Source organism: Fischerella sp. PCC 9605 (genome assembly GCF_000517105.1).
In the GTDB taxonomy this organism is placed as follows: domain Bacteria; phylum Cyanobacteriota; class Cyanobacteriia; order Cyanobacteriales; family Nostocaceae; genus PCC9605.
The window spans coordinates 491,722-508,087 of record NZ_KI912148.1; the positions used below are offsets into that span (position 1 = coordinate 491,722).

13 protein-coding genes and 1 pseudogene are annotated in these 16,366 nt (G+C 44.7%); 7 read left to right on the top strand and 7 right to left on the bottom strand.

What is annotated here, in order from left to right; translation table 11 throughout:
* Window positions 1–102: 102 nt before the first annotated feature.
* The 4 genes from FIS9605_RS0104580 to FIS9605_RS0104595 form a co-directional block, all read right to left on the bottom strand.
* A complete protein-coding gene (locus tag FIS9605_RS0104580; RefSeq protein ID WP_035139394.1) occupies window positions 103–3,243 on the bottom strand; it encodes a CHAT domain-containing protein in 3,141 nt (1,046 codons plus the stop codon).
* Window positions 3,244–3,245: 2 nt separating this feature from the next.
* The gene (locus FIS9605_RS42400) at window positions 3,246–3,386 is read right to left on the bottom strand and encodes a hypothetical protein (RefSeq protein WP_155960359.1); all 141 of its coding nucleotides are present in this window, start codon (window positions 3,384–3,386) and stop codon (window positions 3,246–3,248) included.
* Between the two features lie 305 nt (window positions 3,387–3,691).
* Complete coding sequence (locus FIS9605_RS46005; RefSeq protein ID WP_269321010.1) at window positions 3,692–3,823, bottom strand: hypothetical protein; 132 nt, start codon at window positions 3,821–3,823, stop codon at window positions 3,692–3,694.
* Entirely contained in the window at window positions 3,816–4,658 is an 843-nt protein-coding gene (locus FIS9605_RS0104595; RefSeq protein WP_026731531.1) for a prephenate/arogenate dehydrogenase, read from the bottom strand. The genes FIS9605_RS46005 and FIS9605_RS0104595 overlap by 8 nt, the downstream gene beginning before the upstream one ends.
* A 50-nt stretch (window positions 4,659–4,708) precedes the next feature.
* Here FIS9605_RS0104595 and FIS9605_RS36235 point away from each other — a divergent pair.
* From FIS9605_RS36235 to FIS9605_RS36240, 4 genes and pseudogenes are all read left to right on the top strand, one after another.
* Window positions 4,709–6,240: pseudogene (locus tag FIS9605_RS36235) on the top strand (pentapeptide repeat-containing protein).
* Window positions 6,241–6,430: 190 nt separating this feature from the next.
* The gene (locus FIS9605_RS0104605; protein WP_026731532.1) at window positions 6,431–7,024 is read left to right on the top strand and encodes a DUF1517 domain-containing protein; all 594 of its coding nucleotides are present in this window, start codon (window positions 6,431–6,433) and stop codon (window positions 7,022–7,024) included.
* A gap of 140 nt (window positions 7,025–7,164) precedes the next feature.
* On the top strand, window positions 7,165–8,049 hold the full coding sequence (locus FIS9605_RS0104610; protein WP_026731533.1) for a hypothetical protein: 885 nt from the start codon (window positions 7,165–7,167) through the stop codon (window positions 8,047–8,049).
* Window positions 8,050–8,558: 509 nt separating this feature from the next.
* The gene (locus tag FIS9605_RS36240; protein WP_155960360.1) at window positions 8,559–9,143 is read left to right on the top strand and encodes a hypothetical protein; all 585 of its coding nucleotides are present in this window, start codon (window positions 8,559–8,561) and stop codon (window positions 9,141–9,143) included.
* 439 nt (window positions 9,144–9,582) lie between these two features.
* On the opposite strand, the gene FIS9605_RS0104620 is transcribed toward FIS9605_RS36240, so the two are convergent.
* Window positions 9,583–10,560, bottom strand: a complete 978-nt coding sequence (locus tag FIS9605_RS0104620) for a DUF1517 domain-containing protein (RefSeq protein WP_026731534.1) — start codon at window positions 10,558–10,560, stop codon at window positions 9,583–9,585.
* Window positions 10,561–10,667: 107 nt separating this feature from the next.
* Between FIS9605_RS0104620 and FIS9605_RS42405 the strand changes: the two genes are divergently transcribed.
* The gene (locus tag FIS9605_RS42405) at window positions 10,668–10,838 is read left to right on the top strand and encodes a hypothetical protein (protein ID WP_155960361.1); all 171 of its coding nucleotides are present in this window, start codon (window positions 10,668–10,670) and stop codon (window positions 10,836–10,838) included.
* A gap of 472 nt (window positions 10,839–11,310) precedes the next feature.
* Window positions 11,311–12,543, top strand: a complete 1,233-nt coding sequence (locus FIS9605_RS0104630) for a glycosyltransferase family 4 protein (protein ID WP_026731535.1) — start codon at window positions 11,311–11,313, stop codon at window positions 12,541–12,543.
* Here the strand turns inward: FIS9605_RS0104630 and thiS are convergent.
* Both thiS and FIS9605_RS0104640 read right to left on the bottom strand, forming a co-directional pair.
* On the bottom strand, window positions 12,540–12,752 hold the full coding sequence (gene thiS, locus FIS9605_RS0104635) for a sulfur carrier protein ThiS (protein ID WP_026731536.1): 213 nt from the start codon (window positions 12,750–12,752) through the stop codon (window positions 12,540–12,542). The two genes, FIS9605_RS0104630 and thiS, sit on opposite strands and share 4 nt — an antisense overlap.
* Window positions 12,709–13,863, bottom strand: a complete 1,155-nt coding sequence (locus FIS9605_RS0104640; RefSeq protein WP_026731537.1) for a thiamine phosphate synthase — start codon at window positions 13,861–13,863, stop codon at window positions 12,709–12,711. Before FIS9605_RS0104640 ends, thiS begins: the two co-directional genes overlap by 44 nt.
* A 340-nt stretch (window positions 13,864–14,203) precedes the next feature.
* Here FIS9605_RS0104640 and FIS9605_RS0104645 point away from each other — a divergent pair, with 340 nt between their 5' ends.
* Entirely contained in the window at window positions 14,204–16,168 is a 1,965-nt protein-coding gene (locus FIS9605_RS0104645) for a DUF1565 domain-containing protein (protein ID WP_026731538.1), read from the top strand.
* The last annotated feature ends 198 nt before the right edge of the window (window positions 16,169–16,366 follow it).

Genomic DNA, 16,366 nt, shown 5'->3' on the forward strand with positions numbered 1-16,366 from the left:
TTTTTTGCTTGTAGTTAGCGCTTTAGCGCTAAAGCACTAACTACGAACTCATTAACAAAATCCTCCCCCTCTCCGTTTACGGAGAGGGGGTAGGGGGTGAGGTTACTCTCCTATTGCACAAAATGCTGCCCAAAAACACGCCTGTTGAAATGGTTTATGTTCTGGCTTGTAGTTTTGTTCTAATCTCTCTTTAATTTTGTGTTTTTGCTGTGTATTCATCTCTGTTTTACCATCAATCCATAAGAGCAAATCCCGTTGGTTGACTTCGCGAAACCATTTCTGGGCTTCGTTGAGAGCAAGAGTTACATTACAAGTTAGAGTTTGCAGATTTTCATAAAATTTAATCATTAATATAGCTGTAGAAAAGTCATCTACTGCCCATAAACTACTCACAACGTTGGCTGTACCTGCCTTGATAAATCCACTTAGCAAACCTATATATTCATCACTGGTATTTCTAATGTCAACTAAGCCACTTTCGCAAGCGGAAAGAGTCACAAGACGACAATTAGGAAAACTTAAATTAAATATGTCTTCTAAAGTGAGGCATTTTTCTAAATCAATGGCGGTATCATCAGATATTTTCAGCAGACGGGTTGCTTCTGCATCAGTAGGGATGGGAGAAATCAGTGTATCTGCTAGCTGTAAACCAGATTGCAAGGGAAAGTTAAAGTTGAAGTAACCGTGACAAGAAAAATGCAACCAATGTGCATCACGGAAATTATCGGCGTTTGGTTGTTTTGCCAAAGCTGCTTCAGTGGCGGCACTTTTTTTGAGAATATGATGTGGGTGAAATGTACCAGCAATTGTCTCTACTTCGATGTCGGTAAATTCTAAATCGTCGGTGGGGTTTTGAATAGCGAAGAAGTTGCAGAATATATTAGAATCCCTCGCCGCTTGCGGGGAAGGGTGGCGAAGCCGGGGAGGGGTATTAGCAAAGCGCAAAAGTTGACAACTGGGTGCATAACTCACACCATTAGGGAATTTATCAATTAGATATTCCCCCGAAGCTAGCTGTAAAGCGTGGATGGGTAATAGGTGCAGGTAACGATGCGGAACTAAAATTATTTTTTTGCAACTGCTTGGAATAAGGGAGACAATTTCATCTATATGTAGAATCTTGGCTAGTTCCGTAAGTTGATTGTGTAGTTGATTTCGCCAGCGTGCTTTGTCTTCAAAATACTGTTCGAGATAATCATAAGTCCAGTTTGCTAAGTTTTCTAAATCTTCTGCGTTGGAATGCCAAATTTCTGGCTTGTCTTTGTCGTGGGTGATGATGAAAGCGCGAAAACAATCATTGAAAATGTACCATTCAATAATTGCTGTTTCTTCATCGAGTAGGTTTTGAATCTCGCTATAGCGGATGGGGTTGAAGCCGATAATTCTTGACATTAGTTGTTCGCGCTGTTGACGCAACTGATTCAACTTGCTGCGATTAATATCAAAGCTTTGAGTTTGTTCTGCTTGTTCTAAACGGCGCTTTTCTGCTTCAATTTCTTGCCGTAGTTGTTGCAGTTGATTTTTGACTTCTAAGGGTATCTCGCCTTTCGGGTAGCAGTCATGGGTAAATAGCAACTCTACCAAATTCCGGGTTTTGCTACGTTCAATATATTCAATAGCTTGGCTTTCTTCTTGCAATTCCAGGCAAACTTCCACCATGCGGCGATAAAGTTTATTCCATTCTTCTGCTTGTTTGCGTTTGCTTTCCTCCCCAGAAACTATTTCCCCTCGCAAAGATTCAACTGTTTCAATGGCAGATTCAAAAGTGTTGTAAGCTAACGTGTACCGTTTTTCTTCTTGATAAAGAAGACCTAGATTAAATAAAGTATCAGCGTGGTTTTGGGGCAAAGCCTGGCGGGTTCTGACTTCCAAAGCAGCAGTATATGCAGCGATCGCACTTTCGATATTCTCGGCTCTGTCTCCGAGTATTCTGTCAGAGTAAGCAGTGCCGAGATTATTTTGCGTCATTGCCCATTGTTGGGGCAAAGCCTGGCGGGTATAAACTTCCAAAGCAGCAGTATATGCAGCGATCGCACTTTCGATATTCTCGGCTCTGTCTCCGAGTATTCTGTTACGGTAAGCATTCCCCAGATTATTTTGCGTCATTGCCCATTGTTGGGGCAAAGCCTGGCGGGTTCTGACTTCCAAAGCAGCAGTATATGCAGCGATCGCACTTTCGATATTCTCGGCTCTGTCTCCGAGTATTCTGTCAGAGTAAGCAGTGCCGAGATTATTTTGCGTCATTGCCCATTGTTGGGGCAAAGCCTGGCGGGTATAAACTTCCAAAGCAGCAGTAAATGCAGCGATCGCACTTTCGATATTCTCGGCTCTGTCTCCGAGTATTCTGTCAGAGTAAGCATTCCCCAGATTATTTTGCGTCGTTGCCCAATCTTGGGGCAAAGCCTGGCGGGTATAAACTTCCAAAGCAGCAGTATATGCAGCGATCGCACTTTCGATATTCTCGGCTCTGTCTCCGAGTATTCTGTTACGGTAAGCATTCCCCAGATTATTTTGCGTCATTGCCCATTGTTGGGGCAAAGCCTGGAGGGTTAATACTTGCAAAGCAGCAGTATATGCAGCGATCGCACTTTCGATATTCTCTGCTCTGTCTCCGAGTATTCTGTTACGGTAAGCATTGCCGAGATTATTTTGCGTCATTGCCCATTGTTGGGGCAAAGCCTGGCGGGTTCTGACTTCCAAAGCAGCAGTAAATGCAGCGATCGCACTTTCGATATTCTCGGCTCTGTCTCCTTGTATTCTGTCAGAGTAAGCATTCCCTAGATTATTTTGCGTCATTGCCCATTGTTGGGGCAAAGCCTGGCGGGTGTAGACAGTCAGCGCTATTTCATAGCCAGCGATGGCAATTTCCATGTTGCTAGCTTTGTCACCCAAGGGAAACTCGCTAATTCTGTTGCTAAAAAAGACAAGAACAGACGCTAGGTATTCCGCCTCATCTGGCTGTACTTCCGCTAGTGTAGTTGTTGCCCAACGGCGCAGTGATTCAGCAAAAATAAGATTGAGTTTATCTGTGTTTGCTGCCAGCAAAGGGTAAACTACTTGTGCATCACCCCGGCTTTCGGCTGTTGCTTGCAGTACTTCTATTAAGAATTGATCGGCTTTTAATATCTCCTCCTTCTCTGCTTGTGAAAGGTAAGAAGCAGATTCGGGGGTTGTGTTTGTCAAATTAAGCGCTTGCCTAACTAAGTTTGCAATATTTCTCAACCAATTTGCTATTTGCTGCATATTTATTCCCCTTTCAGCACTCGCAAAAACCCAGCATCAATTAAGTCTTGGTTCGCTGCCAAAATCTCTGATTCTTCTCCCTCGGGGCAATTCAACAAGCTTTGGATCAGGTTGAGATAGGCTTGCTGGCGCTGTTCGTTCATGGGCATAAGCGCAGATCAAATTACACTTTTATTATGGAAATAATTCAGTGGCATTGCCCAAGATTCCAGAAGGGTGTTGTAATACCAAATTGCAGTCAAAGAAGTAATTTGTCATGCTGAGCGACAGCGTAGACGCCCGCAGGGCGGCTTCTCGCAGAGTAGCATCTTGGAGATTCTACGCTGTCGCACCCTGCACTCCCAGGGCGCAGCCCTTCTCGTAGAGTAGCCGCACCAAGCGTCTACAGAATGACATATTAGAACGCATGAAAACCCTTTTTATCTTTGTGTCTTCGTGTCTTGGTGGTTCAAAAATTTTTCACCACCAAGGGCGCAGTTACTCCCCGATCTACAGCGATGGCGATGTCTAACGACAAGCCGCTGTTGCGTCTACGCGCTACTTGCCAATAAGTATCGTCTTCCTGAATAAGTTTAACCATCAACAAATTTAGGACGGCTGGATTGAGTGAACTGTAACTTTTCTTGTAGCGCTGTCCAATTTTCCTGCTCAATCATATTAATTAACTCATCGAGATTGTGGCGATATTGTTGGAGCGATCGCAATAATTCTTGTTGATTATATCTTGCCATCATCGTTCCTAACTCTGGATTGCCGCCACCCACGCGACTGGTATCTCTGAAGCCGGAACTAGCTAACTGTTGAGCTAATTGCAAAACATGGCGATCGCTTTCACTCATACACGCACTAATCAAAGCAGCACTCACCATAACAGGTAAATGGGAAATCCAGCTAACTGCTCGGTCATGCTCTTGTGGAGAACAATGGTAAATTGTAGACCCAAGCTGGGTGACAATTTTCTCCATCACAGTTATTGCGGTTGCTGGTGTAGTAGCTGTTGCTGTCAACACATAAGGTCTACTGACAAATAGATCCCGCTGTGCCGCTTCAATACCACTTTCGGCTGTACCCGCCATTGGATGTCCACCGATAAAATTTTCCCAGAGGGGAGAAATTGCCTTGACTATCGGAGTTTTCACCGAACCAACATCAGTCACAATAACATGAGAAGGTAGATGAGCAATTAATTGCTCGACTGTGGGAATAATAAGTCCAAGAGGTGTACAAATGAATACAACCTCTGCAGCAGCCAGCAGGTTCATCTCAACTGATGCTTCATCTACGCTACCTAGGGCAATTGCCTTGGTACAGGTTGATTCTTGGCGACTGACACCGAAAACATAATGTCCCTGCGATCGCAAATCTAACCCTAAAGAGCCGCCAATTAGTCCGAGTCCTAAAATACCAATTTTCATTGTGATTTTGAGTGAAATTTATTACCAATTTAGACACATAACTAGCCCTAATGAATGTAGAGGAATTGCTGGCAAAATACGAAGAGACTTTAGCGGTGTTGATCTGCCTGAAGCTAACTTGAGTGGGGTAAAACTCAATGAAGCGAATTTTAGTCATGCCAATTTGAGTGTGGTAAACCTCAGTGGAGCCAATCTCAGTGGTGCTAATCTTAGCCATGCCCAAATAAATGTAGCAAGATTGAGTGGTGCTTATCTCAGTCAAGCTAACCTCAACCACGCCAGTCTCAACGTGGCAAATTTAATTAGGGCTGATTTAAGTCGCGCTCAACTTCAGTCAGCCTCGCTGATTCGTGCTGAGTTAATTCGCGCCGATCTCAGCCGCGCTGACTTGTTGTCAGCAAACCTCAGTTGTGCGGATCTCAGAGAAGCTGCACTGCGACACGCCGTACTCCGATACGCTAATTTGAGCGAGGCTAATTTGCGGGATGGTTTCTTAACAGAAGCTAGTTTAGAGGGGGCGAATCTCAACAACACCGACATGAGTGGGGCCGATCTTAGCGGTGCTAATTTCCGAGATGCGGAAATGAGACAAGCTAATCTTAGTCAGGCTAACTTGAGTGGGGCTAATTTAAGCGGTGCAAATTTGCGTTGGGCAGATTTAAGTGGGGCAAATCTGAGTTGGGCAGATTTAAGTGGAGCAAAATTAAGTGGTGCTAATTTAATTGGGGCAGACTTAAGCAACGCCAATTTAACCAATGCAAGTTTGGTTCACGCCAATTTAACTCAGGCAAGATTAATTAAGGCTGAGTGGGTAGGTGCAGATTTATCAGGAGCGACTTTAACAGGGGCAAAGCTTTATTCTACCTCCAGATTTGGTTTAAAAACTGAAGGGATGATTTGTGAATGGGTTGATCTCAGTCCAAGTGGCGATCGCTCTATCATCCAACATTTCAACACTGAAGAATCACGCGAGTTTTTTAACGAAACTGCACCAACAATCCGGATTATCGTCGATAGACCTTTAGATCACGAAGCTAATTTTGCCATTGCTGGTGCTTATTACCAAATTGCCCAACAATACCATGAATTAAAACAACCCCCTAGTGTAGAAATTGGGCTTCGGCGCACAGTTTTTACCTTCCGCGTCGATAGTGACATAAATTTATTACCCACAGCTTACGTGGCTATTCTTCCGTTTCAAGATGCCGCAAACACTCAGAATAATATTCTGAGAGTACTGGCAACGATTAACAGCGAAAATACTTCTCCTTACCTCTTCCAGGAATTAACTACATTGATAGAAAAAGCTAGAGACAAAGCCACTGTGATGAGGCAAGTCAAAAATATATTAAAAATAACATCTAAATTAAAATTTTTTCAAGCACCAACCCAGACAATTTTAACTAATTCTAGCGCTCAAAGTTTGATAGTTCACGACCACCCTCGCTTTGGTAGATTGATTGATACATCTAATAACCATGCTTCTGACTATAATGAACACTCCCTAGATCCAGCCAAAGCGATCGTGCCTTCTTTGAGTTTAGTAATTGATTTTTTCAAAGGATTTCATTACATAAGTTAATGGTTAATAGTTAGTAGATAGTGGTTAGTGGTTAATAGGTTGTAAGAATTAGGGATAATGTGAAAGAAAGTGAGATGGGAGAGTATTTAGTGGAGATAAAAAACAAATACTAACTACTAACTACTAACCACTAACCACTAACCACTAACCACTAACCACTAACCACTAACCACCAATATCAGGAGGAAAAATGCGCGATAGCTTTAATAAAATGATGGGCAAAACTCGCTATGTAGTTTGTCGCATAATGCTACATTTAGCTGGGTCTGAAGTCGCACCAATCTTGGGAGTATTAAATCGTGGCGCACGAGATGCAATAGATTCCGAAGGCGACCTCGAAGTTTTAGGAGAAGGGTTAGTAGAAATCTGCGAAACTCTACTGCAATACGATGAATACTGGCTTTCTGCGTCTAATGAAGGCGACGTTTTTTGGGATGAAGGTGAGGCGGGAGACTATGTGAATGAGTTGTTTACCGACTCTGCCCAACGTTACAAGAGTGAACCAGATTTCAGTTCTGAATCTGATTATCAGGAATCCTTTTCTATACCTGTAACCCGCAATGTCGTTGTGATGATTACAGTTGCTTATGAAGGAGAAGTGCCGGAATTAGAAACTGACCTTGCTAATATTAATGCCCTCAAGGAAGGCTTGAAAGCTTTAATTAATTTACATTATAACCATAAACTGCGGGCAATTCAGGTGCATTTCTCACCAGCTCAGTTGGGTGATGAACTTACTAACGATCAGCTTCTGCAATACTACCCGGAGTTAATTCCCTTATAACTTGTAGGGCAAAGGGAACTCAGGTCTCGATCGGGAATTAGAGGTAATAGATAATCGGTTTTCTCCAATTACCAATTAGCAATTACCAATTACCAGTTAGATCGAGAAGTTGTTAAGCTCACAGATGGGACAATAATCAAATGCTGATGAAAATTTTGCGTAAATTTACAGTACTTGTTTTAACGCTGAGTTTGTGCATAACCACGGTTGGTTGCGGTGGCGGGGCAAACCAAGCTACGCCACAAGCTAAAAACGCCAGCCAAACAACAAACATCACCACCAAGCTGAGTGATGGTCAGTATCCAGTGCAGCAAGCTAGCTATGACGATGCTGATGGGACGTACACCCTGTTTTTACTCAATGCTAAGCCCCCAACTTTTAGAACCGAAAATTTACAAATGGCGCGGCTGACCGATGACGAAATCAAAGAGGGTAAAAAAAGCTACTTGAAGGTGGAGAACGGACAGCCAGTTCTCTACTTAACAGAAGACTTCAAAATAGAGTATACCCACAACGTCACCGAGACTCAGACCAACCCCCAAACCGGACAGCAGGAAACGGTAGTAGTACGCCGAGAGAATAGTTTTTGGTCTCCTTTTGCTGGCAGCTTAGCGGGATCTTTAGCGGGTCAGGCAATAGGTAACGCATTGTTTAGACCTCATTACTATGTACCGCCTGTATATCAGCCAGGAGTGGTCTTGACTGGCTACGGTGGCTATGGCAGAAGCTATGACGATGCAGTTACCAGCTATCAGCGTCGTTATAATCAGCCACCAGCGGCTGTGAGAAATCGTACTGCTTTCCGCACAACAGGAAACATTAGAAGAACATCTCCCGGTAGCTCCACTGTACGTACTACTCCACGTAGTACTGCTGGCAGCCGTGCAACTGGTTCTGGTTATGGCAGCAGCACTCTCAGACCTTCTGGAAGATCCAGCACCATTAGACGCAGTCCTGGTGGTAGTTTTGGTAGCGGTCGTTCTGCGCCTCGCCGTAGCACTGGTTTTGGTGCGAGAAGACGGTAGTATACGAGCGCCTTTGATTTTGTGGTGCTGTACTACCAGTTGATCGCCAACTAAACTCCAATCAATATAGCGTTTCTCGCTTTGCTGCAACACAGTCGAAACCTCACCCCCTCTCTCCGCAAACAGAGAGGGGGAATTTATTTTCTCCTCCCCGTTTGCAGACAAGTGCGTAAAAACCGCCATAACATATACGAAGTTTGACAGCTTGTCTTTTGACGGGTGCTATAACACTGACCAAGAATCGGGACAAAACTATTAGGAGCGCATACTCCAAGGAGCGGTTTTTCTCAATGTTATCAACATCAACCAGATCCGCTTGGAGCGAGACACTGACCACCATCAATGGCGAGCCAGCGGTTTCGCTCAATTTAATGCCCCAGAGTTGGCAGCGTATCTCGGAGGGTGCGTGGATGAGTGAACCCCGCATCTATACAGCGATGGCGCAGGTTTTCCTCGCAAAGAATCGGTGTGGACATATCCTCTTTTTAGAGCGTCCGGACACCGAAAACTTGAAGGCGGCATACTGCGAAGGGAACGGGCAACTCGCATGGGAAGCTGTCAGCCACTATGGCGACGCTTTCCTCCCAGAAAACTACCCAGACTTGCACCAAATTCGGAGTCAACTTCACAAAGAGGACTCTCCACAGCAGACAGAACGACTAGCGCTTGTTGATATCGTCAGCGATCTATTCGCCGATCTTGGCTACGACGTACCTTCTACCTTCTACTGGACATTTTTGCATCCACTTGAGCGAGCAGACCTGTTTGAGGTTCGCTCTTTCCGATTTAGTGAAAAGGACATTGCAGTGGCGCGAAAGTTTGATGCGATCCTACATGGAGGGTATGTGTCAATGCTACGGCGGTTCATTGACAGTGTGTCGAGCCGTCGCGGCTACTTCATCGAACATGGATGCGGCTGTGAGAATCACTTGGCAAAGCTCAAGCCATGCGATCGCTCTTTTAACTATACAATTCCATCAGATGCGCGGCGGAAGACACTTCGGGCATTTTTCTGGAGCGTGATGGAAGAATACCTGCTGTTCGAGCAGCGATCGGCAACACGACTCGTTTACGCGGACGACCTCGCTCTGTAATACTAAGTACAATGTTGCACAAATTCGTAACGAATTAAATGTAGAAAGACTCTGCGCGACGGCAGTCGCTACAACGGAACGGCAGGTGCTACAACGGGGGGAACCCCCGCAACGCACTGCCTCGGGAACCTCCGCAACGCGCTGCCTCACCTCTGCGCTGACTCTGCGAGCCTCTGCGTTTAAAAAAGCTACGATTTTATGCAAAGCTGTACTAAGTTGCAGTCAAAGATAGTACTTCCCTCACCCCGCCTGTCGGCACCCCTCTCCCAATTTGGAACAGGGGAAGGGGAGAGGGCACGAATTGCTATTGCTATGTCTGAACGCAACTTGGTATAAGCTAAAGTTAACTGGTGAAATCAAAAATCCCACGGCTTAAAGCCGTGGGATTGTCAATTAGCTGATTGTCAGCTAAGTTTTTCACTTATCCAGACACAAACAATTAAACCAGTTTCAAGTCTGGATATTGTACTAATACATCATCAGCCGTGAGGACATCGCCCTCTGCTTGCGGAGTCCACAGCACTTCAATTGCTAGCAGTTGTTCGCCAGGGATGCTGCCGATTTGACGCAATGCTTGACGCAAGTCATCGGCACTGTTAATCTGTGGAATTTCAAATTTACCCAGTGTCGCCGCCAGCAAAGTCACGATAATGTATTCTCCGGGGCCTTCGGTAATCAGACGGGTTGGGTTGTCGAGTTCACCAGTGGAAGGTAAAGCACGTTTGGGAGTGGCTGCCTTAAGCTGGTTGTTGACGTTAGATAGAGTTTCTTCAGTGAGCTTGCTACGTTCTGCCAATGCCAGACGGTTAAATACAGATTCCGCAGCACTTAAACGCGCTTGTTGAGTACCACCACCTGCATAAACCCAATATTCTGGATGGCGGAGCAAGGCGAGGCTGGCTTCTTGCAATACTTCGGTTCTACCTTCTGGGGAATTGGTATCAGCTGTTTCAGCGATGTGGTTGAGTTCGGGTTGCAAATCGCGAGCCTGAGCTAACAAACCCACTTGCAAACGTGTGATGGAAACAGTAGGGTTGCTGCCGTAGCCTACTTCATCTTCATAGCCGCCACTTGCAGCACGACGGAAGGATTGTAGTAAAAAGCTGGCGATCGCAATAAATATCAACAGGCTAAATAATCCACCGCCGATACCAAAAATGGGCACGACAAAGGGGAACCCAAATCCACCACCTGGATAAACTGGATAAGGAGCAGGATAGTATCCTCCACCGGGAGGTGCATATGTCCGGGGTGATGAGTAGCCGCGACTGGGTGCTCTGAAGGAACCACCGCCGATCCGACCCCCACTTGCTGCTAGCGCTCCATCGGCGTGACTCAACGCCAATGTGAACACAAGAAACAGGAGGAACAGGGTTTTTAAAAGCGGTTTGAAGGCTCGTTGTAGTTTTTTACGCATAACAACACTTGCTTGAAAAACGATATTGGTTATATTTTGTCCAAAAGGGTGGGATGTTTTGTGTGTTTAGCCAGTGACGCCAGTCTGTAACCCAAAGTGAGAGTGAAATGGCAGTAGCTCTCATCACAGACTACATATCCAATTTATCGTTTCTGACTCTGCATCTACAGCTATCTTTAGAGGGTGATCCGATCGCAATAACCGTACCTGTTGGTATAGAGGGGAGTCGGGAATGGGGAATTGGAAATTGGGCATTGGGCATTGGGCATTGGGCATAGTTAACAACCACTAACCACTAACTACTAACCAATGTACAGACGTGCCATGGCACGTCTCTACAACCACTAACCACTAACCGATAACTCCAATTCGGCATTTTGGCAGAACATTTTATTGGTATTCAGTTATTCTATTTACTTAAAGTCATACTTAATACATAATTGTATAACTATGTAGAAATTCTAAGGCTAGGAGTGGGGCGATCGCAAATACGAAATCTAAGCACTAGGAATTTCTAAAAAATAGAGTCAAAATAAACAATTGATATGATAGTTGCAGATAAATACTGCAACTATCTCTTGTAACCGCAAAGTAACTGAGAGCGATCGCACAGAAAACCAATCAGGAAATAAGTATTCAGGTAGTCAGTGACTGCTAAATGGGAAGCAAAATTTTTGTGCTTCCCTTGCCTATTTCACAGGATAAATACCTAAATTCGTGAAGTTTTGAAATTTATTGAGCAGGTTTCTGATGGAACAAATTTCATCAAGGGTGGCGACAATCAGGGATAAAACCGCATCCCCAGATATCCTGGTCATATGCCGTACTTTTCTCCCAACAGAGGGTGGTATTGAGGAATATATCTACAATCGCTGTCTGCAAGATACGGAGAGGGTGATAGTTCTCACAGCTGGTTGTGCAGGAGATAAAGACTTTGATCGATCGCAACGGTTTCCTGTATATCGCTGGCAAATTCCTCAATCCTGGCGTGTTGGTTGGAAAGAAATCTTCTTCGTTCCAATTCTCAATATTTTCTGGTCTTTTTTGCTAGCGATTAAACTCTATTTTCGTTATCACTACCGCTATATTGAGTGGGGTCATGGTTATGAATTTTTCTCTCTATTGCTTTTAAGTTATTTTTTACCTATTCGCTTTTTTATCTACTTACATGGTAATGATATTTTATGTGCTTTACGCAATCCCATCGGGCGATCGCTGTTTGCATTCACCCTAGAACGAGCAGAAGGCATTGTTTGTAACAGTTCCTACACCCGTGATGTGCTAACCACTCATTTTCAATTTAATACCCCCACCCACATCATTTCTCCAGTGGTGAGAAGGAAAAAATTTGGTATTGGGGATCGCGCTGCTGTTGAAGATTTACGCATACGAGTGCGGAACAGTTACAATATCCCGGAAACTGCAATAGTTATTCTTTCAGTGGGCAGACTGGAAAAGCACAAAGGCTTTGACCTAGTCATTGATAATTTACCACTGCTGCTGACTTTAGGGCTAGATGTCCACTATATAATCTGTGGGGAAGGGCCTTTTGAGTCAAAACTTCAATCTCAGGTGCGGCGCTTGCGGCTGGACAGATGGGTACACTTTGCCGGATATGTACAAGATAGTGAGCTAGCTGGCTATTATGCAGCTTGTGACATCTTTGCTATGCTAGCTTTACTTAATGGCAAAGCTGCCAATATGTCTGATCTTGGCATTGTTTACCTAGAAGCAGGTTACTTCGGCAAACCCGTAATCGCCTCTTGTTTAGGCGATGCAGCGGATGCAGTCCGCCACGGAGAAAATGGCATATTGGTGAATCCCAATTCTGGCTACGAGACTTTCAAAGCATTTCGACTTTTATGTCAAGATCGGCAGTTGCGCGAACAACTCGGTTGCAAGGGAAGAGTAATAGCCAACAAGAGAAACCTGCACCGATGGCTTTATATGCCTGAGTCTCGTTACTCCTGTTTGTTGACTTAACCACCACCAACAATAGTGACAATTTCCAAGCGATCGCCCTCTTGTACTTTTGTCTGCTGCCAATATTGGCGGTGTAAAATTTCGCCGTTATATTCTACTGCCACCAAGCGGGGATTAAACCCCAGCTGTTCAAGCAAATCAGGTAAAAGAGTTTGAGATGGGCAGCTACGAGGTTCTCCATTGACCTGAAGGGTAATTTGATTCGACATAGGACTTATCAGGATCTGGTTGAATGCGATTTAGCTGCGACAGAAAATATTGTGTCACTAAGGTAGGTTGTTCGGCTTGCATGATAGCACGCACCACAGCTACACGCCTTGCTCCCGCATCAATCACTTCATTGATATTATTTGGGTCTATACCCCCAATCGCAAACCAAGGTATGGGACAATTTTTAGCGACATGTCTAACATATTCCAAACCTGCTGCGGCCTTACCTGCTTTTGTGGGAGTTTCATAAACAGGCCCGACACCGATATAATCCGCGCCTTCTTTGATTGCCCGTTGCATTTCGTCAGCATTTGTGGTAGAGCGACCAATCAATCGATGCGGGCCTAGTAATTGTCGGGCTATACCAATGGGCATATCTTGTTGTCCCAAATGTACGCCGTCAGCATCTACCGCCAAGGCTAAATCGACTCGGTCATTAATAATGAAAATCGCGTTGTAAGTGTAGCATAACTGCCGTAATTTTTGAGCTTGTTCGAGCCGCACAGCGTCATCAACATTCTTGTCGCGATATTGGACTAGCGTTAATCCACCCTTGAGTGCAGCCTCGACTATTTCCAGTAGCTTTTCAGTTGGAGAGGTGACAAGATACAAGCGTGATCGCAGCAGTAATTGATGTCGCTGATAACCCATTAAATTACTCTCTAGGGTATAAACTCGATAGCGCATCTGCTTAAAAGCTTTCCCCATATTCGGGTGATAAAGCTTGCCGTATTCTTCCAGCACTCGCAAGGCTTCTTCTACTCGACAGAAGTTCGCTTGCAGCAACGATTTGATACTGGCGCGTTGTTCTTCCTGCGGATGGGTTAATTCAGTACCGGGATCGCCTGTTGTATCCCGCGCTATCCGCAGTTCAGCAGTATGCCAGCTTGCTACCTCTTGTCGCATCCGCTTGCATTCCCCAGCCAACTGGGCATTATTCAAACCAAAGCGACACCACTCTTCGATGATTCGCAAACCTTCACGCGCACGGTCTAGATTTGCATCTAATATGCGGTAAACAACTTGATGTATTTGTTCCCTTTGGCTGTATGGCTCGACCATTACAACAACCCCATTAGTCTTTTCATCGTAACAGCCAGGCTCTTTCATACACGCAATATTTTTTGCATATCTATAAATTTTTGACTAAAGATTTCAGATTAAGGAATAGGAATTAGAAATTAGAAACTATAAAATACTTTTATTCCAACCTCTATACCCCAGGCCCTTCATTAAAGCATTTTGTATCAAAAATTGCCATTACATTGGCATGTGAGTGTTATTGTCGACATTTTCGCAATTCACAGAGTATAAAAATTGCTAGTTGGTTGTAAGGAGTGCAGTAAAGGTGATTTACCCCCACGTTGTTCGTAAGTCTTGTCAGGCAAAGATTTCATCAGTAGAAAGGATTAACCAAGAGCGCAAACTACATCCGTATGTAGAAGTAGCAATGCTTTCTATGTCCGGTTCTACGTGTTTGTTTTATCTCGCTGCTGGCATGAGTATGGCGAGTCTGGCATTTTTTGGTAGTTGCCTCGATGTTGCTATTGCTCAGACACCCACAACACCGGCTCAAATGCACCTTGGTGAGACAACAATCTCTCAGGTTAATGTGTTGTTTGTCAACCCAAGTGTCGGAAATGACAAGCAGGGTAATGGCGGTGAAAGCACTCCTTTGAAAACTATTACCCAAGCTTTGCGAATCGCTAGTCCCAATACTGTTATCAAACTCAGCAAAGGAACTTACAGTGCCGAAACGGGTGAGGTGTTCCCTTTAATACTCAAAAGTGGTGTTTCTATTCAAGGAGATGCTGGTAGTAGAGGTCGCGATGTGATCGTTACCGGAGGTGGTGATTACCTCAGTCGCAGTTTTGGTAGTAAAAATATTGCGATCGTCAGTGCGAAGGAAGCACAACTGACTGGCGTCACGGTAACAAATTCTAACCCCCGTGGTTATGGCTTGTGGATTGAATCCAGCGGTTTCACAGTTACAGATAGTACTTTTACTGGCTGTACCCAAGATGGAATAGCCTTGAGTGGCAACGCTACAGCAACAATTCGCAATAATTTCTTTCACCGCAACGGAGCAAACGGACTGACTCTGACTGGCACATCTCGTGGAGAAGTACGAGATAATGTGTTTAAAGAAACCGGGTTTGGCATTAATATTGCCCAAAAAGCCGAGCCTATGGTGGTAGGCAATCAGATCCAAAACAATAGAAGTGGAATTATTGTACAAGCTTCTTCTCGCCCGGTTTTGCGGAATAACGTAATTGAGGGTAGTAAAGAAGATGGGTTGGTGGCGATCACCCAAGCACAGCCTGATTTAGGTAACGCCTCGGAACCAGGCGGAAATAAATTCCGCAATAATGCCCGTTATGACATTAATGCCAGTGCAGCCAAGCAAATCATTGCTGCCTACGGTAACACCCTAGCAAGCGATCGCATTGCTGGTAAGTTAGATACAAAAGGTACAACAGTTGCCATAGCTCGGGACTTGCCATCCTCTTCTGTTCCTAACAATACTGCCCAGGAAACGCAAACAGGCCAAGAAATCACCTTTTCTGCACCTGGTGTCTCTAATAATAATTGGCAGCCATTGGCGTTAACAGAAATGAGGACACGTAAAAGGGTAAACACGGCAACCCCGAGTCGTGGGGGTTCGAGAAAAGTTTCTGCCTCCACCTTACCACCTCCTCCGAACCCCGCCTATTCTGCCAAAAATAATACTTCTGGGCAATCAAACAACCAGCTGCTACCATTGCAACCAATTGCGAGCGGTGCAACATCCATAAAGCCAAAGCAATCCACGCAACCAGTCAGATCTCCATTCGTTGCGACTCCTCCTAACCTCAAGCAACCCACCTCAAGAAGTGCTGCGGGATTTCCTATTCCTAGTAGCTTGGTAGGCAAACAAACAGCTACAGGTTGGCAACCAGCAAATACAGTCAAGACATCTGCACCACAGGTAAATTATGTACAGGTTGCGCCTAATACAGTTGAGTTTGTTGCGCCTCGATCCCAGTCTCTATCTACTCCAGTAGCACCTGTACCAATAGCAAATCAAAGACAGCCATTACCAGCACTAAAACCTGCTCAAGTAGGCTCCTCAGCACTGTTGCCAGTTGGTAATACTGGCAATGTGCCAAAAGTACCACTACCTGAAAATTCCGCCAAAACAGCTTATGCGGGAAGTTCCCAGGTTGGTTTGCGTTTCCGAGTGATGGCAGAAGTACAAACTCAAAGGGATCAGGAGTTAGTCAGATTTCTTGCTCCTGGCGCTTTCCCTACTTACTGGCAAGGCAAGGCAGTTATGCAGGCAGGAGTATTTAGCAGTCGTTCTAATGCCGAGCAAATGCTCAACACGCTCAATAATAATGGGTTAAGATCTACGATTGAGCAAGTAAGTAATTAGTCAAGAGTTAATAGTCCAGAGTCCACAGTGGAAACTTTTTGCTACTGACTCTTGACTATTTCTTATATGATTTTTCTTGAGCGATCGCTTTGAGTTCTGTTATTGTGAAGAACTTAGAGCGATCGCTGATTTTTAGGATGACATCAAATTTTGATTGCAGACTCATTGCGTACTGTTACGGTGCATTGAGATGATAGA